Below are 17,388 nucleotides of genomic sequence, written 5' to 3'. Positions count from 1 at the left end.
CGCCATTTTGCGTGATGGCAGCGACGCCAAGCCTTTGATTCTACGCCAAACGTTCAGCGCGGCCCTGGTAGCGGCCGTTGACCGGCTTTCACAATCTGCTCTTCAGTATAACGATCCGACTCGCGATCCTTCAGGATTCTGCGTCTCGTGCCATGCCCGCTGGTGCGAAGGTCTCCATCATGTCGGTCATCCACTGCCTCACAGCGCCTGCTCTTGGTGCCGAGGTCGGATGCGCTTCCAGGACCAGATGAAAACGGGCCACAGCAGCGCGGCGATGGTCATCGCGGCCAGAACAGCCGAGACGGGGCGTTCGAAGAATGGCAGCAGACTCCCGTCGGACTTGATGAGCGACGTGACAAAACTCTGTTCGACCATGGTGCCCATGACGATGCCAAGCACCATCGCGGCGACGGGATAGCCGTTCCTCTCCATCACATAACCGACAACGCCGAAAGTCGCGACAAGAACGACCGCGAATAGATTGTTGCCCGTCGCGAAGGCACCTACGGCGCAGCAAACAAGGATCACCGGCATCACCGTTGCCCGGGGGGCCCGCAGAACGGAGCTCGCCACGCGGATCATAACGATCCCGAGCGGAATCATCAGGATATTGGCGAGAATGAAGATGATATAGAGCGCGTACATACTCGAGGCTCTCTCGGTGAAGAGAGTCGGGCCGGGATTGAGTCCCTTCATGTACAGGACGCCGATGGCGATGGCAGTGATCGTATCACCCGGAATGCCGAACAGCAGTGATGGAACCCAACCGCTCGCCAGGCTTGCATTGTTGCTCGCTCCCGCCTCGACGAGTCCCTCCGGATGGCCTGTCCCGAACTTCTTCGGTTCCTTGGAGAACCGCTTTGACATTGCATAGCTGACCCAAGCGGCCATATCGGCGCCGGCTCCCGGCAGAACGCCGATGATGATGCCGACGAGATTGCCACGGGTCATCTGACGCCAATACTTGCGGGTGAGGTGGAGTTGTCCGGCCAAGATGCTTCCGAACCTGCGATGTGGCAGGGGAGGCGGTTCGGGTGACACCATCGCGCGGATCACCTCGGAAACCGCAAAGACGCCGACCAGGACCGGAATCGGCTCGATACCGCCAAGGAGTTCCGTGATTCCGAATGTGAAGCGAGGCACGCCACCGGGATTTTCCATGCCGATGCACGCGATGAAAAGCCCGAGCAGCATGCTGGCAATCGCCTTCACAGGGGATGACCGCGCCACCAATGTGGCGCACATCAGACCCAGGAAGGCGAGCCAGAAATACTCGAATGTCGAAAAGTTCAGCGCCAGCTCCGCGAGTGCAGGAGCCATCACGACGAGAGAGATGGTTCCGGCGATCCCTCCAAGTGCACTGAACCAGAGGCCAGCTCCGAGAGCAATTTCCGCTTGGCCCTTTCGAGTGAGAGCATAGGCTTCGTCCGTGTAGGCGGCGGAGGCAGGCGTACCAGGAATGCGTAGCAAGCACCCTGGAATATCCCCGGAAAAGATCGCCATGGCGGAGGCCGCGATAATAGAGGCCACCGCAGCGATCGGAGAGAGATAGAAGGTCACAGGGACGAGGAGGGCTGTCGCCATCGTTGCCGACAAACCCGGCAAAGATCCGATGACGAGGCCGTAGATGGACGACAAAAGAATCGCGATCAGCACATCGGGAGCGAGGACGAGGCGGAGGGCTTCAATGAGTTCGTTCATGATCACCACGGCATCGGGAGCAAGCCGGCAGGCAGTGGAACGCGCAGGAGTTTGTAGAAGATCAAGTGAATCGCAACCGAGGCGAGTGCCGCCAGCGGTAACGCTACGCGCAACTTGGCGCCGAAAGCGACGGACGCGATGAAGATCATAATGGCTGCCGTCGGAACAAACCCAAGACGGTCGACTGCAACGACATAAAACAGGAGCAGGCCCGGCGGCAGCAATGCGCGAAGCCTATACGTCAGAGGGGCCTTCGTTGACGCGTATTCGGGAGGGCCCTCGACGACAGCAAGATCGGCCTCCGCCTCCTCCTCGAAGCTGTGTCCGATTCCGGCAGCGATCAGGAGCCCGCACAGAATGAGGCCGACGCCGATCAGGATCGGGAATGCGCTCGGCCCGATATCCTGGCCCGGCACGGGGGGAAGCCGTGAGCCACCATAGGCAGCCAGCACGCCTAATGTGGCGACAAACGAGCCAGTGATGCGGTCAGAGAGGTGCATCGGCGGATTTCTCTTTAGGCGGATGAAGAGGATGGATCCGGACGCCTCTGCCAAAGCGAAGGCGTCCGGACGGATGGGGGCGCACACCTGCCGTTGCGATCGGGCATGTTAAGGACAGAGGCGCTTCGGTCTCATCCCTAGCTACGCCTTCGCCAGGCCTGCGGCCTTCATGGCCTCGCCCATTTGCCGGTCCGACTCATCCATGAACTGACCAAACTCGGCCCGCTCGGCCCATTTGACCCCGAAGCCCCGGCCGCTCATGAACTCCTTGTATTCTTTTGAGGCGTAAACCTCCTTCAGGACCGCAACCAGCTTGTCTTGGATATCGGCCGGAAGGCCCTTCGGTCCGGCGATGCCGCGCCACACGCCGACCGATTTGTGGGGACCCATCTGCTCATCAAGCGTGGGCACGTTCGGAAATTGCGGGTTCCGCTCCGGCGCGAGGATCGCGAGGCTCTTGGCTCGCCCTGCATCGATCATGGGCCGCGCTTCCGGGAGTGAGCAAGGCACAATGTCGACACCGCCGGCGACCAGATCCTGCATCCCTGGCGCGGCGCCGTTCGATGGGACCCATGCCACGTGGTTGGATTGAAGGCCCAGGGATTGCAGCCATCCCACAAGGGCCAAATGCCAGATGCCGCCCTGGCCAGTCCCCGATGCCTTCAACTTGCCGGGAGGCGCTGCCTTGATAGCGTCGGCGAGTTCCTTGATGGTCTTGTAAGGGCTGTCGGCCTTCACCTGAATCGCGGGCGCGTCGACATTCATCAGAGTCAGGGGCGTGTAACTTCTCGGCGTCAGGTCCGTCATCCCTTGCCAATGCATCATCGCGATTTCGACGGTGAGCAGGCCGATCGTGTAGCCATCCGGCGCCGCGCTGGCGATTGCCGCATGTCCGACCACGCCGTTTCCGCCTGTTCGGTTCACCACGTTCACGGGCTGACCGAGCTTCTGCTCCATCACTTGCCCGATGATGCGCGCGGTTGCATCAGTGCCGCCGCCCGCGCCCCACGGGCAGATCAACGTGATCGGCCGGTTAGGATAATTGGATTGTGAGAAGCTTGGTTTGAGTCCAACCACTGAACTTGCAAGGACAGTGGACGCCGACGCGATGAAACCGCGTCTCGTAAATGAAGTCATGTATTTCCTCCCGGCTATTCCCCAGCCACAGCCTCGCCTGTTTCCGGCGCTCGACCTAAGAGTATTCTACGTGACCCTCCTGTCAGTGCAACTTATTTGGCCTGAGTTGGCTCCACAATCATTGCAGCTTTATCGAAGGTGGGGAGGCCATCTCATATTCGTCTCGATGATGATCGCACGCGAATGCTCCCATTGGTCATGCGAGAGCAGAAAGCGGCACTTTTTGAGCGTCTTGAATCGTCTGCTCATGCTCCTGTGTGCAGAGTGCCGATCCAGGTCTGATATATGGTTTTCGTTAATCCCGGCCACGCCGCAAAGGTAAAAGATGAGCTGACGAGCACGCTCGCGCATGGAGGGAAGAGCGGAACCCGGTCTTCCGTTTCGAACGAAGCGCTAGTGGACATCCTCTGCCTCACCCCAAGCCTCGATCAGGTTCTCTACCGTGAAGCCAGGACTGCGGGCAGCTCTCAGGACCGGAGCTTCTTTTCTCGTTACAAGATCAATGGCGCGGGGGAGTTCCGCTGCAATCTGAGGATCGATGATGACTGCGCCATGGCGGTCGGCGTGAAGCAGATCACCGGGCCGCACCGTCAGTCCGAAGACCTCCACTGGGCAATCGTACGTCTCGATCCGGACAAAGGCATGGCTCGGGCTGATTGCGCCCGCCAGAATTTGAAACCCGGGATCGATGGCGCCGAGGTCGCGCATCGAGCCGTTGGTCAGAACACCTCGGACTCCAAGACCCTTGTGGATCGCCACATTGACCTCGCCCCAGAACGCGCCGAGACCGGGCCTGGGGTCACCATCCTGAAGAACCGCCACGGCAGGACCGGGCTGAGCCGCGACATACCTGTAATAGGCGAGCCGGCGCTGCCGCACGGCCTCCGGTGTCTCCTGCGCGGGCTGCGAACTGCGGATCATGCCTGTGCGCGCGTAGCCCACGACGGCTGGCAGGTTCGGATGGGCAGCGAGAACCGGCTGTGTCGTAAAGCCCTCTGCCGTCCGGCGGCCGAGGACGAGTTCGATTGCGTTGCAGACTGTCGGCGTATCGACCCTCTCTAGTGCGGCGAAGATTTCGGAGGAGAGCAACTGTTCCATTCCCTGGCTTTTCCTGTTTCAAGTGATTTGGTGCTCATGGCATATCCACGTCAGAAATTGACACGGTCGCCTCCCTTCAACGACAGCATGTTGCGCGCGTCATCGGGAGTAGCGATCTCCAGCCCCAATCCCTCGATGATTTGGCGCGCCATTTTCACCTGCTGCGCATTCGATTCCGCAAGCTTTCCAGGCCCGATCCAGAGCGAATCCTCAAGCCCGACACGGACATTGCCACCCATGGCTGCGGCTTGGGCCGCGATGGCGAGCTGGTTCCTGCCGGCGCCTAGGACCGACCATTGGTAATCATTCCCGAACAGCCTGTCGGCTGTACGCTTCATGTGGGCTACGTCCTCCGGGTGCGGGCCAATGCCGCCGAGGAGACCGAAAACACTCTGGACGAAGAGAGGCGGCTTGATGACGCCACGGTCGACGAAATGGGCCAGTGTATAGAGATGGCCGATATCGTAGCACTCGATTTCGAAACGGGTGCCATTCTCGGAACAGGTCGTCAGAATGTACTCGATGTCAGCAAATGTATTGCGGAAAATCCTGTCGCGCGAGCCCTCGAGATAGGGCTGCTCCCAATCGTATTTGAACTCCTTGAACCGGTTGAGCATCGGATAGAGTCCGAAGTTCATCGAGCCCATGTTGAGGGAAGCAACCTCCGGCTTGAAATGCGCCGCAGGTCGCACGCGCTCCTCCACCAGCATTGTCGGCGCGCCGCCCGTTGTGATGTTGATGACGCAATTGGTGCGCTGCTTCACCACTTGCAGGAAGGGAGCGAAGGCCTCGGGCGACTGATCAGGCTTGCCGTTCTTCGGATCACGGGCGTGCAGATGCACGATCGCAGCACCTGCCTCCGCCGCGCCGATGGCGGCTTCCGCGATCTCCTCAGGGGTGATCGGCAGGTGAGGGGACATGGAAGGCGTGTGGATCGCGCCGGTCACGGCGCATGTGATGATGACTTTGCGGGCCATGGGCTTGGTTCCTTCTCGGGAGATCATTGGTCCGATTGCGACTGCTTGTGGGCCTTCAGGGCTGCCAGGCGTTTGTCCCGCCAGGCGGAGCGCCGTGCGAGCACATCGGGTCCCGGCGCTTCACCCCAGGCCTGCAGGATGCGGCTTACATTCTCCTTGTCCCAGACATGGGGTTTGGCGGGATCCTCGGAGAGACGACGGTAGAAGCCGGTATAGCGGTTGCAGTAATCGGCGATGCCACCGGGCGCGTTGAGCTCGATGGTTTCGAAAGGACCGAGAAAGGACCAGCGCAGACCGAGACCATCCTTCAGAGTCTTGTCGAGATCCTGCGGGCTCACCACGCCCTCGCCGACGAGCCGGAACGCCTCTGCCAGGAGCGCGCCCTGGAGCCGGTTGAGAACGAAGCCCTCGACCTCGCGGTTCACCGTGATGGGCACCTGCCCGACGCTCTCGTAGATGGTTCGCGCGCGAGCCATCGTCTCGGTCCCCGTCCACGGAGCCCCGCAGAGCTCGACGAGCGGCACGAGGTGAGGGGGGTTGACGGGATGCGCCACGAGGCAGCGGGCGCGGCCTGCGAGCGCTTCGGTAAACCGGGACGCGACGATCGCGGAGGTCGATGAAGCAAGAATGCAGTCCGCCGGTGCGAGCCGGTCGAGCTCCGCGAAGATCATTCGCTTCGTCTCGACAGTTTCGGGGCCATTTTCCTGAACGAGGTCGGCGCCGATCACGGTCTCCGCAAGCGAGGGCACGGCGATGACGTGCGCGGATGCATCTGCAGGGTCTGCGACGAGGCCATGCCTTGCAAGTTCTTCGAGCCCTTCTTGGATGAGACTGGGCGCCTTCTCAAGAGTCTCGGGATTCGGGTCGGTGATGCGGACATCCCAGCCGGCCCGCGCGAAGACGATCGCCCAAGACCGGCCGATCAGCCCCGCACCAATGATCGCAGCACTCGGCATTCCGTAGTCTCCCTCAACGCTCACAGCCACAGGACCTTGCGGCGGAGCGCAAGATCGTCCCGCAGATCCTTCGATGGGCCGGTATGGATCACCCGCCCTCGTTCGAGCGCGACCGTCCGGTCGGACAAGGCGAGCGCAAGGTCCAAGTGGTGGTCGACGATGATGATCGAGACCTCGTGGCGGAGCTTGTCGAAGCTCTCGAAGAGTTGCTCGACGATTGCCGGAGCAAGACCCTCGAAGGGCTCATCGAGGAGGAGCACCTTCACGTCGCCTGAGAGGGCGCGTGCGACCGCCACCATCTGCTGCTCGCCGCCGGACAGGAAGTCCGCCGGGGTGTCGAGCCTCTCGCGAATTCGGGGGAAGTATTCGAAGATCCTATCCAGATCCCACCGGACACCGTGGCCGGTCTCGCGCTTGAGCCGGCCGAGCTCGAGATTCTGGGCCACGGTCATTCCGGCAAAAAGCCCGCGCCCCTGTGGCACATAGCCGATCCCCAGACGCGCGATCTCAGCGGAAGGCCGGCCGGCGATCTCCTGGCCATCGAGCCTGATCGAGCCCGAACCGGGCGGCGCAATCCCGATCAGCGTCTTGAGCAGTGTCGACTTGCCAGCGCCATTGCGGCCCAGAAGGGCCACGATCTCATGTTGACGCACGTCAAAGGACACGTCCGCCAGGACATGGCTCTTGCCGTAGAAGGTGTTGACCCTCTCTGCCGTGAGCACGGTCGCCGCCTCGGCGGCGCTCTGCCGAGGCTTCGCGGCAACGGTGGCCGCGCCGGAGCCGATATAGATCTCCTGCACCTTCGGGCTTGAGCGTGCATCCTCCACCGTTCCGTCGACCAGAACCTGGCCCGCATTCATCACCGTGACGGCATCGGCGATCTGGAACACACGGTCGATATCGTGTTCGACGAGCAGCATCGGGACGTCTGCGGAGATGCGCTTGATGATGTCGCCGATGCGCTGGCGCTCGGCGGCCGCAAGGCCCGCGAGCGGCTCGTCGAGCAGCAGCACCCTCGGTTTCGTGGCAAGCGCTAGGCCCATGTCCAGGAGGCGCTGCCCGCCATATGAGAGGGCGCCGGCTTCGGCCTTCTCGATGCCGGCGACGCCGAGATAGCGGATCACCGCCGATGTCTCGGCTTCGATCTGCTTGATCGAGCGTGCCGCCGTCCACGGATTAAAACGCTGCGGGTGACGCGCCTGAATGGCGAGACGGACATTCTCCTCGACGGTCAATGCCGGGAAGAGGTTGGTGATCTGGAACGAGCGTCCGATCCCAGCCTGCGTGATCGCTTCGGGGGAAAGCCCGGCGATGGAGCGACCCTGAAGGAGGACATCGCCTTCATCAGGCGTGTAGTACCCGGAAATGAGGTTGAAGGCCGTGGTCTTTCCGGCGCCGTTCGGACCGATCAGGGCATGAAGGCTGCGGTCACGCACGGCGATATCGACGGACTGAACGGCCTTGAGCGCCCCGAAGCTCTTGGTGATGCCTTTGGCTTGCAGAATGATGCCGTCGACATGGTCCGGAGGCTTGAGAAACGAGGGCAGAGGCTCGTCCGTCAGGGTGCGGCCCGCCATGGCCGCCTCTTCCGTGATCCTGGGGCGGAAAGGCGCGGCGATCCGTTGCGCGATCCCGACCAATCCCGTCGGCGAGAGGACAATGAATCCGACGAAGAGGATGCCGAAATAGAACAGCCAGTGCGGGGTCCAGATCGACAGGAATTCGCGGAACAGAATGTAGAAGAGAGCCCCCAGGGCAGGTCCTAGAAAACTGCGCATCCCGCCGATCACCACCATGGCGATCAACTCGCCCGAGAAGGCGACGGAAAGGGGCTCGGCCGAGGCGAAGCGATGATTGAAGACCGAAAGGATGCCCGCAAGTCCCACGGCGATGGCGGACACCACGAACCCGAGGAGTTTGTAGCGATTGGTCGGATAGCCGAGAAAGCGGGCGCGCTGTTCGTTTTCCCGGATCGCCACCAGCACGCTTCCAGCGGGCGAATTGTGGAAGCGCAGCAAAGCAAAGCAGACGGCAAACGCCACCGCCGCCACGAACCAGTAGTAGGTCCAGTCCGAGCTCAGATCGAGGCCGATCGCACCTGCGCGGACGACGCCTCCGAGCCCACTCTCTCCACCCGTCAGCGCCGTCCAGCGGTAAGCGACAGCAAAAAGCATGGCTGCCAATGCCAGCGTCAGCAGTGAGAAATAGACGCCGCGACGCCGCAGGATGAGCGCGCCGAGGAGGGTCGACGCGGCCGCAATGAAGACGATGGCGAAGAGTGCCGGAAGAACGATGCCGTCCGGGAACCAGTGAAGCTGGCTCAGCGCCGCCGCGTAAGCTCCAAGCCCGAACCAGACGCCGTGCCCGAAGGAGACGAGCCCCGTATAGCCGACCAGGATATTCAAGCCGAGGCAGGCAATGGCAAACACCACGACGTCGATCGACGAGCGGAGGGGCAGGCCGATGGGATCGAGAACGAAGGGCAGCAGAATGAGCGCTGCTGCTGTAATGAGGAGAGGCGAATAATTCGTGCGCATCAACCTACTCGAATTTCTGGATGCGTTCGCCGAGTAACCCACGCGGCCGCAGGAGCAGCACGAGAGCCATCAGCAGGTACATCGAGGCTTCGCCGGCGGGCGGGAAGAAATAGATCGTGAGGCCGCGCACCACGCCGACCAGCGCTGCAGCCGCGATCACACCCCAGAAGGACCCGAGCCCGCCTATGACGACCACCACAAAGGCAGCCGTAAGGATCTCGGCACCCATGGCGGGATGAACCCCCGAGATCGGGGCCAGGAGGACTCCGGCAAGGCCTGCCAGGCCAATGCCCAGTGCGGCGACGGCCGTCATGTACGGCTGAAGCGAAATGCCAAGCGCTCCCACCATGTCCGGGTTTTGCACTCCGGCCCGGACCACACGGCCGAAGGCGGTGCGATAGACCAGGAGCCAGGTCGCGATGACGGCTGCGAGCGCCACGCCAAAGATGATCAGGCGATAGCGCGGATAGATGAAATTGCCGAGGAAGACCTGACCTCTGAGGGCCGACGGGATGGAGAAGGGCAGGGGAGCCGCCCCGAAAATCATCCGAAGACTCTGCTCGATGATCATCGCAAGCCCGAAGGTCAGAAGCAGGCTGAGAATGGGATCCGAGCGGTAGAACCTCCGAAAGAACAAGCGCTCGATGACGACGCCTAGGAGCGCGACGAGCAGGGGAGATGCGACGAAAGCGCCAGCAAATCCAAGCCGGGGCGTCAGCGTCACGGCGAGATACGCGCCGATTGCATAGAATGCACCGTGGGACAGGTTGACGATTCCGCCGAGCGAAAAAATCAGCGAGAGGCCGAGGGCGATCAGCAGATAGTAAGCGCCGACCAGAAGGCCATTCAGAACCTGCTCAAGGAGAAAGACGAACGCCAAGCGAGACTCCTTTTCCAGTCATAGAAGGCCTCCTCCCGCGAGGAGCCGGAACTGAGGGAAAACGGAATGCCGTGCTCTCGGCGGCCGGAACGGCGTTCAACCGCCCGGCCTCACCGATGTCTGTCGCGTCATGCCTGCATCTTGCAGGTGCCGTCCTTCGGCGGCGCCAGAACCTCGAGGTCCTCGTTCGGACCGGGTACGGTGCCGAGCGGATCGTAGATGTCCCACTGGTCCTTCATCTTGTCGGAATCCTTGGCGCGTACGGCATACATCTCCTGGACCATCTGATTGTCGTAGGCGCGGAAATAGCCTTCACGGCTTTTCAGGACATCGAACTTCGCGCCTTTGCGCAGGTGCTCAGCGAGCTTCTGCGGGTCCGCGGATTTCATCTCGGTGAAGGATTGCGCGACAATCTTGAGGGAGTTGTAGTCACCCCAGCTCTGATTTTCGGGCGGCTTGCCGTATTTCTTGGTGAAGGCGTCGACGAATTTCTTCGATGACGGCGTATCGACCATGTGGTGCCAGATCAGCGGCCAGATGCCCGAGAAGTTGCCCTTGCCGGCGCCCCAGGCCACCGCCGTGTCGAAGCCGAAGCCGGTGATCGGGAACTGGAGCCCGTATTCGGCATATTGCTTGATGAAGTTCGTGATCTGGTTTCCGGCGAGGTTCGAGGCGACGATATCGGGCTGGGCCTGCCGGATCTTGAGGAGATAGGGGCTGAAGTCGGTGGCATCGGTGGGGACGAGATCCTCGCCGATGAATTCGCCGCCGTTCTCCGTCACGAACTTCTTGGCGACCCGGAAAAGATCATGGCCGAAGGCATAATCAGCCGTGAGGGAGTACCATTTCTTCCCCTTAATCATGTTCTCGTTCTTCAGGTACGTGCCGACTGCCGTGACCATCATAGAGTTCGCAGCCTCGATGTGGAACATGAACGGGTTGCAGCTGGCCCCACGCAGCGCGTCGGAATTGGCGCCGGTGTTGATGAACACCGTCTTGGTCCGATAGGCCACCTGACCGATGGCCAAGGCCGAGGCGGAAGAAATTTCGCCGATGATCATCGCGACTTTGTCCCGCTCGATCAGGCGCTCGGCCTTTGCGGAGGCGGTCTGTGGGTTCACCGAATCCTCGATCACGAGTTCGATCTTGCGGCCCAGAACGCCCCCGGCGGCGTTGATTTCTTCGGCGGCGAGTTTCACGCCCATCTGGGCGAACTCGCCGAGCGGTCCCAGGAAGCCGGTAATGGGCGTGAGATGCCCGATCCGGATCACGTCAGATTGCGCCTTGACGATCGCAGGCATCCCAAGGCCTACGAGCGCGGTCGCGCTGGCCGCTCCCTTCAGGAGCGTACGACGGGTCAAGTCATCAGAATGTGCCATGGCCTTTCCTTCCTCCCATGATGGTGTCGCAGTTACTTGCCGCGATCTGTGATCACAGTTAGACTGTCGGAAAATGAGCAACTTGTCGAGCCCCCGCCCAACCAAGATGCCATCGGCCATCGCCCAGATCGGCCGGCTGGAGCGTGTCACCCTGGGCGAACGCGTCCATACCGAGCTGCGGGACCTGCTGATGAGCGGCGAGCTTGCTCCCGGGCAGAAGATGTCCCTGCGCAGTGTCGCCGAAACTCTTGGCGTATCGATGATGCCGGTGCGGGAGGCAGTCTCGCGGCTTGTCGCCGACCAGTCCCTGGAGGTGCTGCCGAACCGTGCTGTGCGCGTCCCACTGATGACCCGCGCGCGCTTCCGGGAACTGACAACGGTGAGACTCGCGGTCGAGGGCTTCGCGGCGGAGCAAGCGTCTAGGAGCCGCGCAGAATCAGACCTCGCAGCCATGCGGCGGTTTGAGGAAGCGTTCCTGTCCGAGGCTCAAAGCCCCGATCCTCATGCGGACCGAGCCGTCCGGGCCAACAAGGAACTCCACTTCGCTGTCTACCGGGCGACAGGCCTGCCGACACTGGTGGGGATCATCGAGGGTCTCTGGCTGAAGATCGGGCCTGTTCTGAATTTCGATCTCAAGGCCTCTCCCGAACGATTGCGCACGGGCGGCGCAACCGAGCATCACCGCCGTCTTGTAGCTGCGGTGAACGCCGGTGACGGAGACGCTGCACGCAAGGCGCTCATCGACGACATCGAGGGCGCGGCCAGTTTCATCGAGAGCACCGGACGTCTGCTGGATTAGGCCAATGCCCGGGCTCTCGGAAATCACAAGACGAGCGGGCGCCGAGTTCAAGGGTGCCCAGTTCAGGGATGGAGACGACGAAGATGGACCTCAATATCGCAGGGCTGCGTGTGCTGGTGACGGCTGGTGCCGCGGGCATCGGACTTGAGATTGCCCGCACCTTCCATCGCGAAGGCGCGCGCGTGCATGTCTGCGACGTCGACCGTGCGGCCCTTGACGCGGCGGCCACGACCGATCCGGAGCTGACCTCCTCCTATGGCGACGTGGCGGATCGAGGCGATGTCGCCCGGGTTTTCGAGGAGGCTCTGGGAGCTCTCGGCGGGCTGGATGTCCTCATCAACAATGCCGGTATCGCAGGTCCGACCGCACGGGTGGAGGAGATCAACCCCGAGGATTGGGATCGCTGCCTTGAGGTATGCATCACCGGACAGTTCAACTGCACACGTCTGGCAGTGCCTCACCTGAGAAAAAGCGAGAACGCCTCGATCGTGAACCTTTCCTCCGCTGCCGGCCGGTTCGGTTTTCCCCTGCGCTCCCCGTATGCCGCTGCCAAATGGGCCGTGATCGGCTTCACGAAATCGCTCTCGCGTGAACTCGGTGAGGACGGCATCCGCGTGAACGCGATTCTGCCTGGGGTTGTCGCCGGCGATCGCCAGCGCCGGGTGCTCGAGGCCAAGGCCCAGCAGCTTGGAGTATCGTTCGAGGAGATGCAGCGCCGGGCGCTCGCGAACACGTCCTTGAGGGAATACGTGACGGCGCAGCAGCTTGCCGACCAGATCGTCTTCCTGTGCTCGCCGCTGGGCCGAACGATCTCGGGACAGGCCATTGCCGTCGACGCCGATCTCCAGGCTCTTTTCTAAGGAATATCGATCAGCGCCGTCTAGGCCTATCTCTCTGTCAAGCTCGGTCTGGAGTTCCAGCCATGAACTCTCCCAAGGATGTGTCGCAAATTTGCGCGAGAGACGAAAAGCAACGAGTGTCTCTGTGAGGTGCTCACGCGGCGAGCAAATCAAACTGCCCTACGCGGTGAAGTAAAACTAGTCGGGTGGATCACTGGCACTGTGGGGCACGAACGAGGAGAACGGCTTCCGGTCAGGGAGGATGTGATGGATAGGCGCATGTTCGAGATCGTTGCCCTGCTGCTCCTCGGATGCGGACTTCTCATCTGGGGGATAAGTCAACAACCAGTCCCGATCCCCCACGTCCGTGAACAGGGTAGGATGGCGGTATCAGAGCTGCGATCGGCATCCACCCACGAACGCGTGGTCGATCCCATCCACCTCTTCAGAGCGTCCCTTGCAGAAACCTACCCGGGCGATGCGAAGATGCGCCGCACCGTCTACGTTCCGGCTTATTCGACGATCCGGATGATGAACGGACGCTCCCGCATCGACCTCGCGGCTACGCTCAGCATCCACAACACCTCTCAGGAGAAGCCTCTCCTGCTGGAACGGGTCGACTATCACGACACGGGCGGCGAACTCGTCCAGGCCTATCTGGACAGCCCTGTCGCCCTCAAGCCGCTCGGCACCATCGAGATGTTTGTGGCCCGCGAGGATCGCCGGGCCGGGATGGGAGCCAACTTCGTGGTCGACTGGGCGGCGGACGGCCCGATCAGCGAACCGGTGATCGAGGCTGTGATGATCGGCACCCAGGGGAATGCGACGTACTCGTTCGTCAGCCCCGGGCGCCCGGCGCGGATCGTGCACCCGGATGAGGAACCAGATCGGGGACGAGGGCTCCACGCTCCCTAGCGCATCGCGCGGAGAAGCGGATCCGGTTTTCGCCTGGGACGATGCGCTGCTCTAGGGAATGAGCATCGGATCAATCCCGAAAGTGCATTCCAATCTTGGGTCCGATGCTCTAGCGCAAGGCAATCCTCGGGGTCGACGGATCGAGGTGGAGCCAGCCGACGGCGATAGGGCCGCGCTCGGTCTCCACGAGACGCATCTCCTGCAAGGCTTTTAGAAGCACGATCGTGCTGGCGACCGAGAGCGCCAAGCCGAACACGAGTCCGACTCCGATCGTCCAACCCATGCCCCACGCCAGCCCCAGACCCATCAGCGTTGCGATGGAGACCTGGCCCGAAGCTCCCGGAATGGCAATGGCCCGCACCGAGAGAAGGTCGGGGGCGAGAAGTGCAGCCCGACACCGAACATCAGCGGGATGACACCGATCCCTGCCAGTTGCAGCGCAAGACTCTGGTCGGCCACGTATCCTGGCGCGAACGGCCCGATCAGGATGCCGGCAATGAGATTGCCGACCGGGGCGAGAGGCGCAGGCGGTTGGCCAGGGCGCCGAGGAGGAAAGCCGGTCCGAGACCGACGATGGTGGTGATGAGCGGGGTGTGATGCGGCATGGTCTCCCGGTCCTGTATGGTTGGGGATCCCTGCTCCAACCACTGGCAGCCAGTACCAGAACGTCTGTCCGCCATCCCGGCCTTTGTCGTAGTGTTTGGGCGGGCGCTCGGCCGGCCCGCCCCGATGAGGCGATCCGAATGTGATGCTAATTCAGGGTTGGCCACGACGCTTGCGGCAGAGTAAGTCGGTCTCCAGCCTCGACCTGGTCCCGCTGTGCCGGACGCCTGGAGGTGTCAGGTGTTTGCGCATTGGCAGGAGTGGAGGGACTCGAACCCCCAACCCCCGGTTTTGGAGACCGGTGCTCTAGCCGATTGAGCTACACTCCTGCGAGGTCAGTCCATGTGTGCCGACCAGAGGTGGGGCCTTATCGGTCGAACGCTCCCGACCGTCAAGCTTCAGATCAGTCCCGGCCCCTGAATATGGCTGTGGCGGAGCCCTCATTCTCCCTCGTGGGCGCTGGGATGTCTGCTATGGCGCGCAAGCAGAACTCCCAAAGTTGGTGCCTAAAACGACCGCTTTCGGCACAAAGCGGAAGGAGCAGACCGTCTGCATTTGCGCGGTGAGGGGGCCTTTATACGGTGGAGCTTTAAGGACTATCGTTGCCCCAGAGCCGACCTTCGGCCCGAAGTTAGGTCAGTGCGATCATCTGTCTGCAGGGGAGGCTTCGTCCGCACGGATCATTCGGCAGGGATCGTCAGGCGCGCTTCGCTCCAAGGCTGGCAACCCCCGGTTCACGAGCGCCGTCTTGCGAGCCGGTTGCGTTCGAAGGACCGACGATCTGACCTCCGACCGCGTTCCCGAGCTGGGACAGAAGGTCCATGGGCAAGGGAAAGACAATGGTCGAAGAGCGCTCGCTGGCGATATCGTGCAGGGCTGCGAAATAACGAAGCTGCATGGCGCGCGGCTCGACTGCGAGCAGTCGTCCTGCCTCCACGAGCTTTTCCGCCGCCTGCTGCTCGCCTTCGGCGTTAATCACCTTGGCTCGCCGCAGGCGCTCAGCTTCGGCCTGCTTGGCGATGGCGCGCACCATGCTCTCGTTGAGGTCCACATGCTTGATCTCGACATTGGCGACCTTGATTCCCCAGGCGTCCGTCTGCTGATCGAGAATCTGCTGGATATCGGCATTGAGACGATCGCGCTCCGCCAGCATCTCATCAAGCTCGTGCTTGCCCAGCACTGAACGAAGGGTCGTTTGTGCCAGCTGGCTTGTTGCGGCCATGTAATTCTCAACCTTGATGATCGCCCGCTCGGGGTCGACGATCCGGAAGTAGATCACGGCATTGACCTTCACCGAGACATTGTCGCGCGAGATGACATCCTGGGTCGGCACGTCTTGCACGATGACCCGCAGATCAACTCTGACCATCTGTTGCACGAAGGGAACGAGAATGATCAGCCCGGGGCCCTTCACGCCCGTGAAGCGACCGAGGGTGAACACGACCCCGCGCTCGTATTCCCGGAGCACCCGGATCGCCGCAGCCAAAAAGCCCACAATGAGCAGCGCTAGGATAAGGTAAGCAACATAGTCGAAGATCATGGCTGTCCCTCCGAACCGATCGCCACTTCCGGACTACGGCGCACCTCAAGCATCAGGCCCTGGATCCCGGCGATCTGAACATGCTCGCCCGGGGTGAGAGGTTGTGAGGCTCGCGCCTGCCAGCGCTCCCCCAAGGCAAGCACATGGCCCTCCTGACCTGTCCAGTCGAGCACCTCTGCGGGTTGCCCGAGCATGGCGGGGGTGCCGGTGCGGACGGGCTGGTGGCGCGCCCGCCAGACATAGCCTAGCGTCAGTGTGAGGAGCCCGATGCTGGCCACCAGTGCTCCCCCGATGACCGTCCAGGAGAGCTGGAATTCGGGAGCATCGGTGTCAATCAGCATCATGGCCCCAAGCAGGAAAGCCATAAGACCGCCCAGGCCCAGGACCACGGTCGGGTTGAAAGCCTCCGCGATCAGGAAGGCAAGGCCAAGCAGCATCAACGCGAGGCCGGTATAGTCTACCGGCAGCATGTTCAGGGCGTACAGGCCGAGGACGAGACAGATGGCACCGATCACCCCAGGTGCGACCGTCCCGGGATTGCTGAATTCGAAGATCAGGCCGTACACGCCGACTATCATGAGGATGAATGCGACATTGGGGTCAGTGATCGTCGCGAGCAGGCGGATGAGCCAGCTCGGTTCCTCCGGTCGGATCGGGAGGCCCTTGGTGGCGAGACGTCGGCGCTCGCCCAGCACCTGCACCTCGCGTCCGTCGATGCGGGCGAGGAGTTCCTCGGACGTGTCGGCAACAACGTCGATCACGCCCTGGTTGAGCGCCGCTTGGGACGAGAGGCTGGCCGCCGCTCGCACAGCTTCTTCCGCCCAGTCGGCATTCCGGTGCCGAAGTTCGGCGAGACTCCGAATGAAGGCGACCGCATCATTGGTCATTTTCGCGGTCATGGCATCCTTGGTGCCCGGGCCTGCGCGGTCAGCACCGTCCTTGTCCTTCGTCGGCTCCGAGGAGGGGAGTGTGGGTGGGGCGCCGATCTGCACCGGGGTTGCAGCCCCGAGATTGGTGCCCGGCGCCATGGCGGCCACATGGGTTGCATAAAGAATGTAGGTGCCCGCGCTGGCCGCATGGGCTCCAGCGGGAGCAACGAAGCCGATGACCGGTACCGGCGAGGCCAGCACGTCCGCGATGATCTCGCGCATGCTCGTCGCCAATCCTCCTGGTGTGTTGAGGCGCAGGATGATGGCCTCGACTTTTTGCGGACTGGCGGCGAGAAGGGTGTCCCTGACGTATTTGGCGGTCGCGGGGCCGATCGGTCCTGTGACCGCGATCGAGGTGACGTACCGGTCCGCGTCTGTTTGGGAAGCAGGCTCTGAGGCGCTCACTGGGAGCCAAGCCGTCATCACAATGACGGTTGCCAGCATTCGGATTAGACGCTGCAGGCACACGCACCGATCTCCCAGGTGGTGAGGCCCTTATACCTTATAGGCGAATTGTAGCATCAAACAGTCTGGTGGGCCATCAAGCCATGAAGCGTCAGGCCTGAAGAGATTGCTTCGCTGCCGATTTTAACTTGGC

The 17,388-nt window shown here is 62.1% G+C and carries 14 protein-coding genes, 1 tRNA gene and 1 pseudogene; 3 read left to right on the top strand and 13 right to left on the bottom strand.

Features of this window, described 5'->3' with window-relative positions; all coding sequences use genetic code 11:
• Window positions 1–198: 198 nt before the first annotated feature.
• The 9 genes from AA309_RS02885 to AA309_RS02845 form a co-directional block, all read right to left on the bottom strand.
• Window positions 199–1,704 carry a tripartite tricarboxylate transporter permease gene (locus AA309_RS02885; protein WP_047187532.1) on the bottom strand — a complete coding sequence of 502 codons (1,506 nt, stop codon included), beginning with the start codon at window positions 1,702–1,704 and terminating at the stop codon, window positions 199–201.
• A complete protein-coding gene (locus AA309_RS02880) occupies window positions 1,704–2,201 on the bottom strand; it encodes a tripartite tricarboxylate transporter TctB family protein (protein ID WP_047187485.1) in 498 nt (165 codons plus the stop codon). Before AA309_RS02880 ends, AA309_RS02885 begins: the two co-directional genes overlap by 1 nt.
• 141 nt (window positions 2,202–2,342) lie before the next feature.
• Window positions 2,343–3,338: a tripartite tricarboxylate transporter substrate binding protein gene (locus AA309_RS02875; RefSeq protein ID WP_047187484.1), complete on the bottom strand. Its 996-nt coding sequence runs from the start codon at window positions 3,336–3,338 to the stop codon at window positions 2,343–2,345.
• Window positions 3,339–3,731: 393 nt separating this feature from the next.
• Window positions 3,732–4,436, bottom strand: coding sequence for an RraA family protein (locus tag AA309_RS02870; RefSeq protein WP_047187483.1), 705 nt, complete (start codon window positions 4,434–4,436; stop codon window positions 3,732–3,734).
• A 50-nt stretch (window positions 4,437–4,486) separates the two neighbouring features.
• On the bottom strand, window positions 4,487–5,413 hold the full coding sequence (gene kce / locus AA309_RS02865; protein WP_047187482.1) for a 3,5-dioxohexanoate:acetyl-CoA acetone transferase: 927 nt from the start codon (window positions 5,411–5,413) through the stop codon (window positions 4,487–4,489).
• A gap of 23 nt (window positions 5,414–5,436) precedes the next feature.
• Window positions 5,437–6,369: a 3-hydroxyacyl-CoA dehydrogenase gene (locus AA309_RS02860; protein WP_047187481.1), complete on the bottom strand. Its 933-nt coding sequence runs from the start codon at window positions 6,367–6,369 to the stop codon at window positions 5,437–5,439.
• Window positions 6,370–6,389: 20 nt separating this feature from the next.
• The gene (locus AA309_RS02855) at window positions 6,390–8,906 is read right to left on the bottom strand and encodes a branched-chain amino acid ABC transporter ATP-binding protein/permease (protein WP_047187480.1); all 2,517 of its coding nucleotides are present in this window, start codon (window positions 8,904–8,906) and stop codon (window positions 6,390–6,392) included.
• A gap of 4 nt (window positions 8,907–8,910) precedes the next feature.
• A complete protein-coding gene (locus tag AA309_RS02850) occupies window positions 8,911–9,786 on the bottom strand; it encodes a branched-chain amino acid ABC transporter permease (RefSeq protein ID WP_047187479.1) in 876 nt (291 codons plus the stop codon).
• A 128-nt stretch (window positions 9,787–9,914) separates the two neighbouring features.
• Window positions 9,915–11,165: a substrate-binding domain-containing protein gene (locus AA309_RS02845; protein ID WP_047187478.1), complete on the bottom strand. Its 1,251-nt coding sequence runs from the start codon at window positions 11,163–11,165 to the stop codon at window positions 9,915–9,917.
• Window positions 11,166–11,238: 73 nt separating this feature from the next.
• On the opposite strand from AA309_RS02845, the gene AA309_RS02840 reads away from it, so the two are divergent.
• The 3 genes from AA309_RS02840 (at window position 11,239) to AA309_RS02830 (ending at window position 13,718) form a co-directional block, all read left to right on the top strand.
• Window positions 11,239–11,964, top strand: coding sequence for a GntR family transcriptional regulator (locus AA309_RS02840; protein ID WP_244470237.1), 726 nt, complete (start codon window positions 11,239–11,241; stop codon window positions 11,962–11,964).
• Between the two features lie 83 nt (window positions 11,965–12,047).
• A complete protein-coding gene (locus tag AA309_RS02835) occupies window positions 12,048–12,824 on the top strand; it encodes an SDR family oxidoreductase (protein WP_047187476.1) in 777 nt (258 codons plus the stop codon).
• Between the two features lie 360 nt (window positions 12,825–13,184).
• On the top strand, window positions 13,185–13,718 hold the full coding sequence (locus tag AA309_RS02830) for a DUF3124 domain-containing protein (RefSeq protein ID WP_244470236.1): 534 nt from the start codon (window positions 13,185–13,187) through the stop codon (window positions 13,716–13,718).
• Between the two features lie 115 nt (window positions 13,719–13,833).
• Here AA309_RS02830 and AA309_RS32810 read toward each other — a convergent pair.
• The 4 genes and pseudogenes from AA309_RS32810 to AA309_RS02810 all read right to left on the bottom strand — a co-directional run.
• Window positions 13,834–14,323: pseudogene (locus tag AA309_RS32810) on the bottom strand (cation:proton antiporter domain-containing protein); the annotation flags it as partial.
• 250 nt (window positions 14,324–14,573) lie between these two features.
• A tRNA-Trp gene (locus AA309_RS02820) sits at window positions 14,574–14,650 on the bottom strand.
• Window positions 14,651–15,018: 368 nt separating this feature from the next.
• Window positions 15,019–15,861 (bottom strand): slipin family protein, encoded by an 843-nt coding sequence (locus tag AA309_RS02815; protein ID WP_084730817.1) that lies wholly within the window; start codon window positions 15,859–15,861, stop codon window positions 15,019–15,021.
• Window positions 15,858–17,234 carry an NfeD family protein gene (locus AA309_RS02810; RefSeq protein ID WP_052954446.1) on the bottom strand — a complete coding sequence of 459 codons (1,377 nt, stop codon included), beginning with the start codon at window positions 17,232–17,234 and terminating at the stop codon, window positions 15,858–15,860. The genes AA309_RS02815 and AA309_RS02810 overlap by 4 nt, the downstream gene beginning before the upstream one ends.
• Between the last annotated feature and the right edge of the window lie 154 nt (window positions 17,235–17,388).

It is taken from the genome of Microvirga vignae (genome assembly GCF_001017175.1).
GTDB classification, from domain to species: Bacteria; Pseudomonadota; Alphaproteobacteria; order Rhizobiales; family Beijerinckiaceae; genus Microvirga; species Microvirga vignae.
This window is presented reverse-complemented; position numbering and strand designations above follow the sequence as displayed.

Excerpts from the sequence above, each read along its gene's own strand:
- AA309_RS02840 (WP_244470237.1), top strand. The coding sequence starts at position 11,239 with ATGAGCAACTTGTCGAGCCCCCGCCCAACCAAGATGCCATCGGCCATC.
- AA309_RS02860 (WP_047187481.1), bottom strand. The coding sequence starts at position 6,369 with ATGCCGAGTGCTGCGATCATTGGTGCGGGGCTGATCGGCCGGTCTTGG.
- AA309_RS02835 (WP_047187476.1), top strand. The coding sequence starts at position 12,048 with ATGGACCTCAATATCGCAGGGCTGCGTGTGCTGGTGACGGCTGGTGCC.
- AA309_RS02830 (WP_244470236.1), top strand. The coding sequence starts at position 13,185 with ATGGCGGTATCAGAGCTGCGATCGGCATCCACCCACGAACGCGTGGTC.
- AA309_RS02870 (WP_047187483.1), bottom strand. The coding sequence starts at position 4,436 with ATGGAACAGTTGCTCTCCTCCGAAATCTTCGCCGCACTAGAGAGGGTC.
- AA309_RS02880 (WP_047187485.1), bottom strand. The coding sequence starts at position 2,201 with ATGCACCTCTCTGACCGCATCACTGGCTCGTTTGTCGCCACATTAGGC.
- kce (WP_047187482.1), bottom strand. The coding sequence starts at position 5,413 with ATGGCCCGCAAAGTCATCATCACATGCGCCGTGACCGGCGCGATCCAC.
- AA309_RS02875 (WP_047187484.1), bottom strand. The coding sequence starts at position 3,338 with ATGACTTCATTTACGAGACGCGGTTTCATCGCGTCGGCGTCCACTGTC.
- AA309_RS02810 (WP_052954446.1), bottom strand. The coding sequence starts at position 17,234 with ATGCTGGCAACCGTCATTGTGATGACGGCTTGGCTCCCAGTGAGCGCC.
- AA309_RS02845 (WP_047187478.1), bottom strand. The coding sequence starts at position 11,165 with ATGGCACATTCTGATGACTTGACCCGTCGTACGCTCCTGAAGGGAGCG.
- AA309_RS02815 (WP_084730817.1), bottom strand. The coding sequence starts at position 15,861 with ATGATCTTCGACTATGTTGCTTACCTTATCCTAGCGCTGCTCATTGTG.
- AA309_RS02855 (WP_047187480.1), bottom strand. The coding sequence starts at position 8,906 with ATGCGCACGAATTATTCGCCTCTCCTCATTACAGCAGCAGCGCTCATT.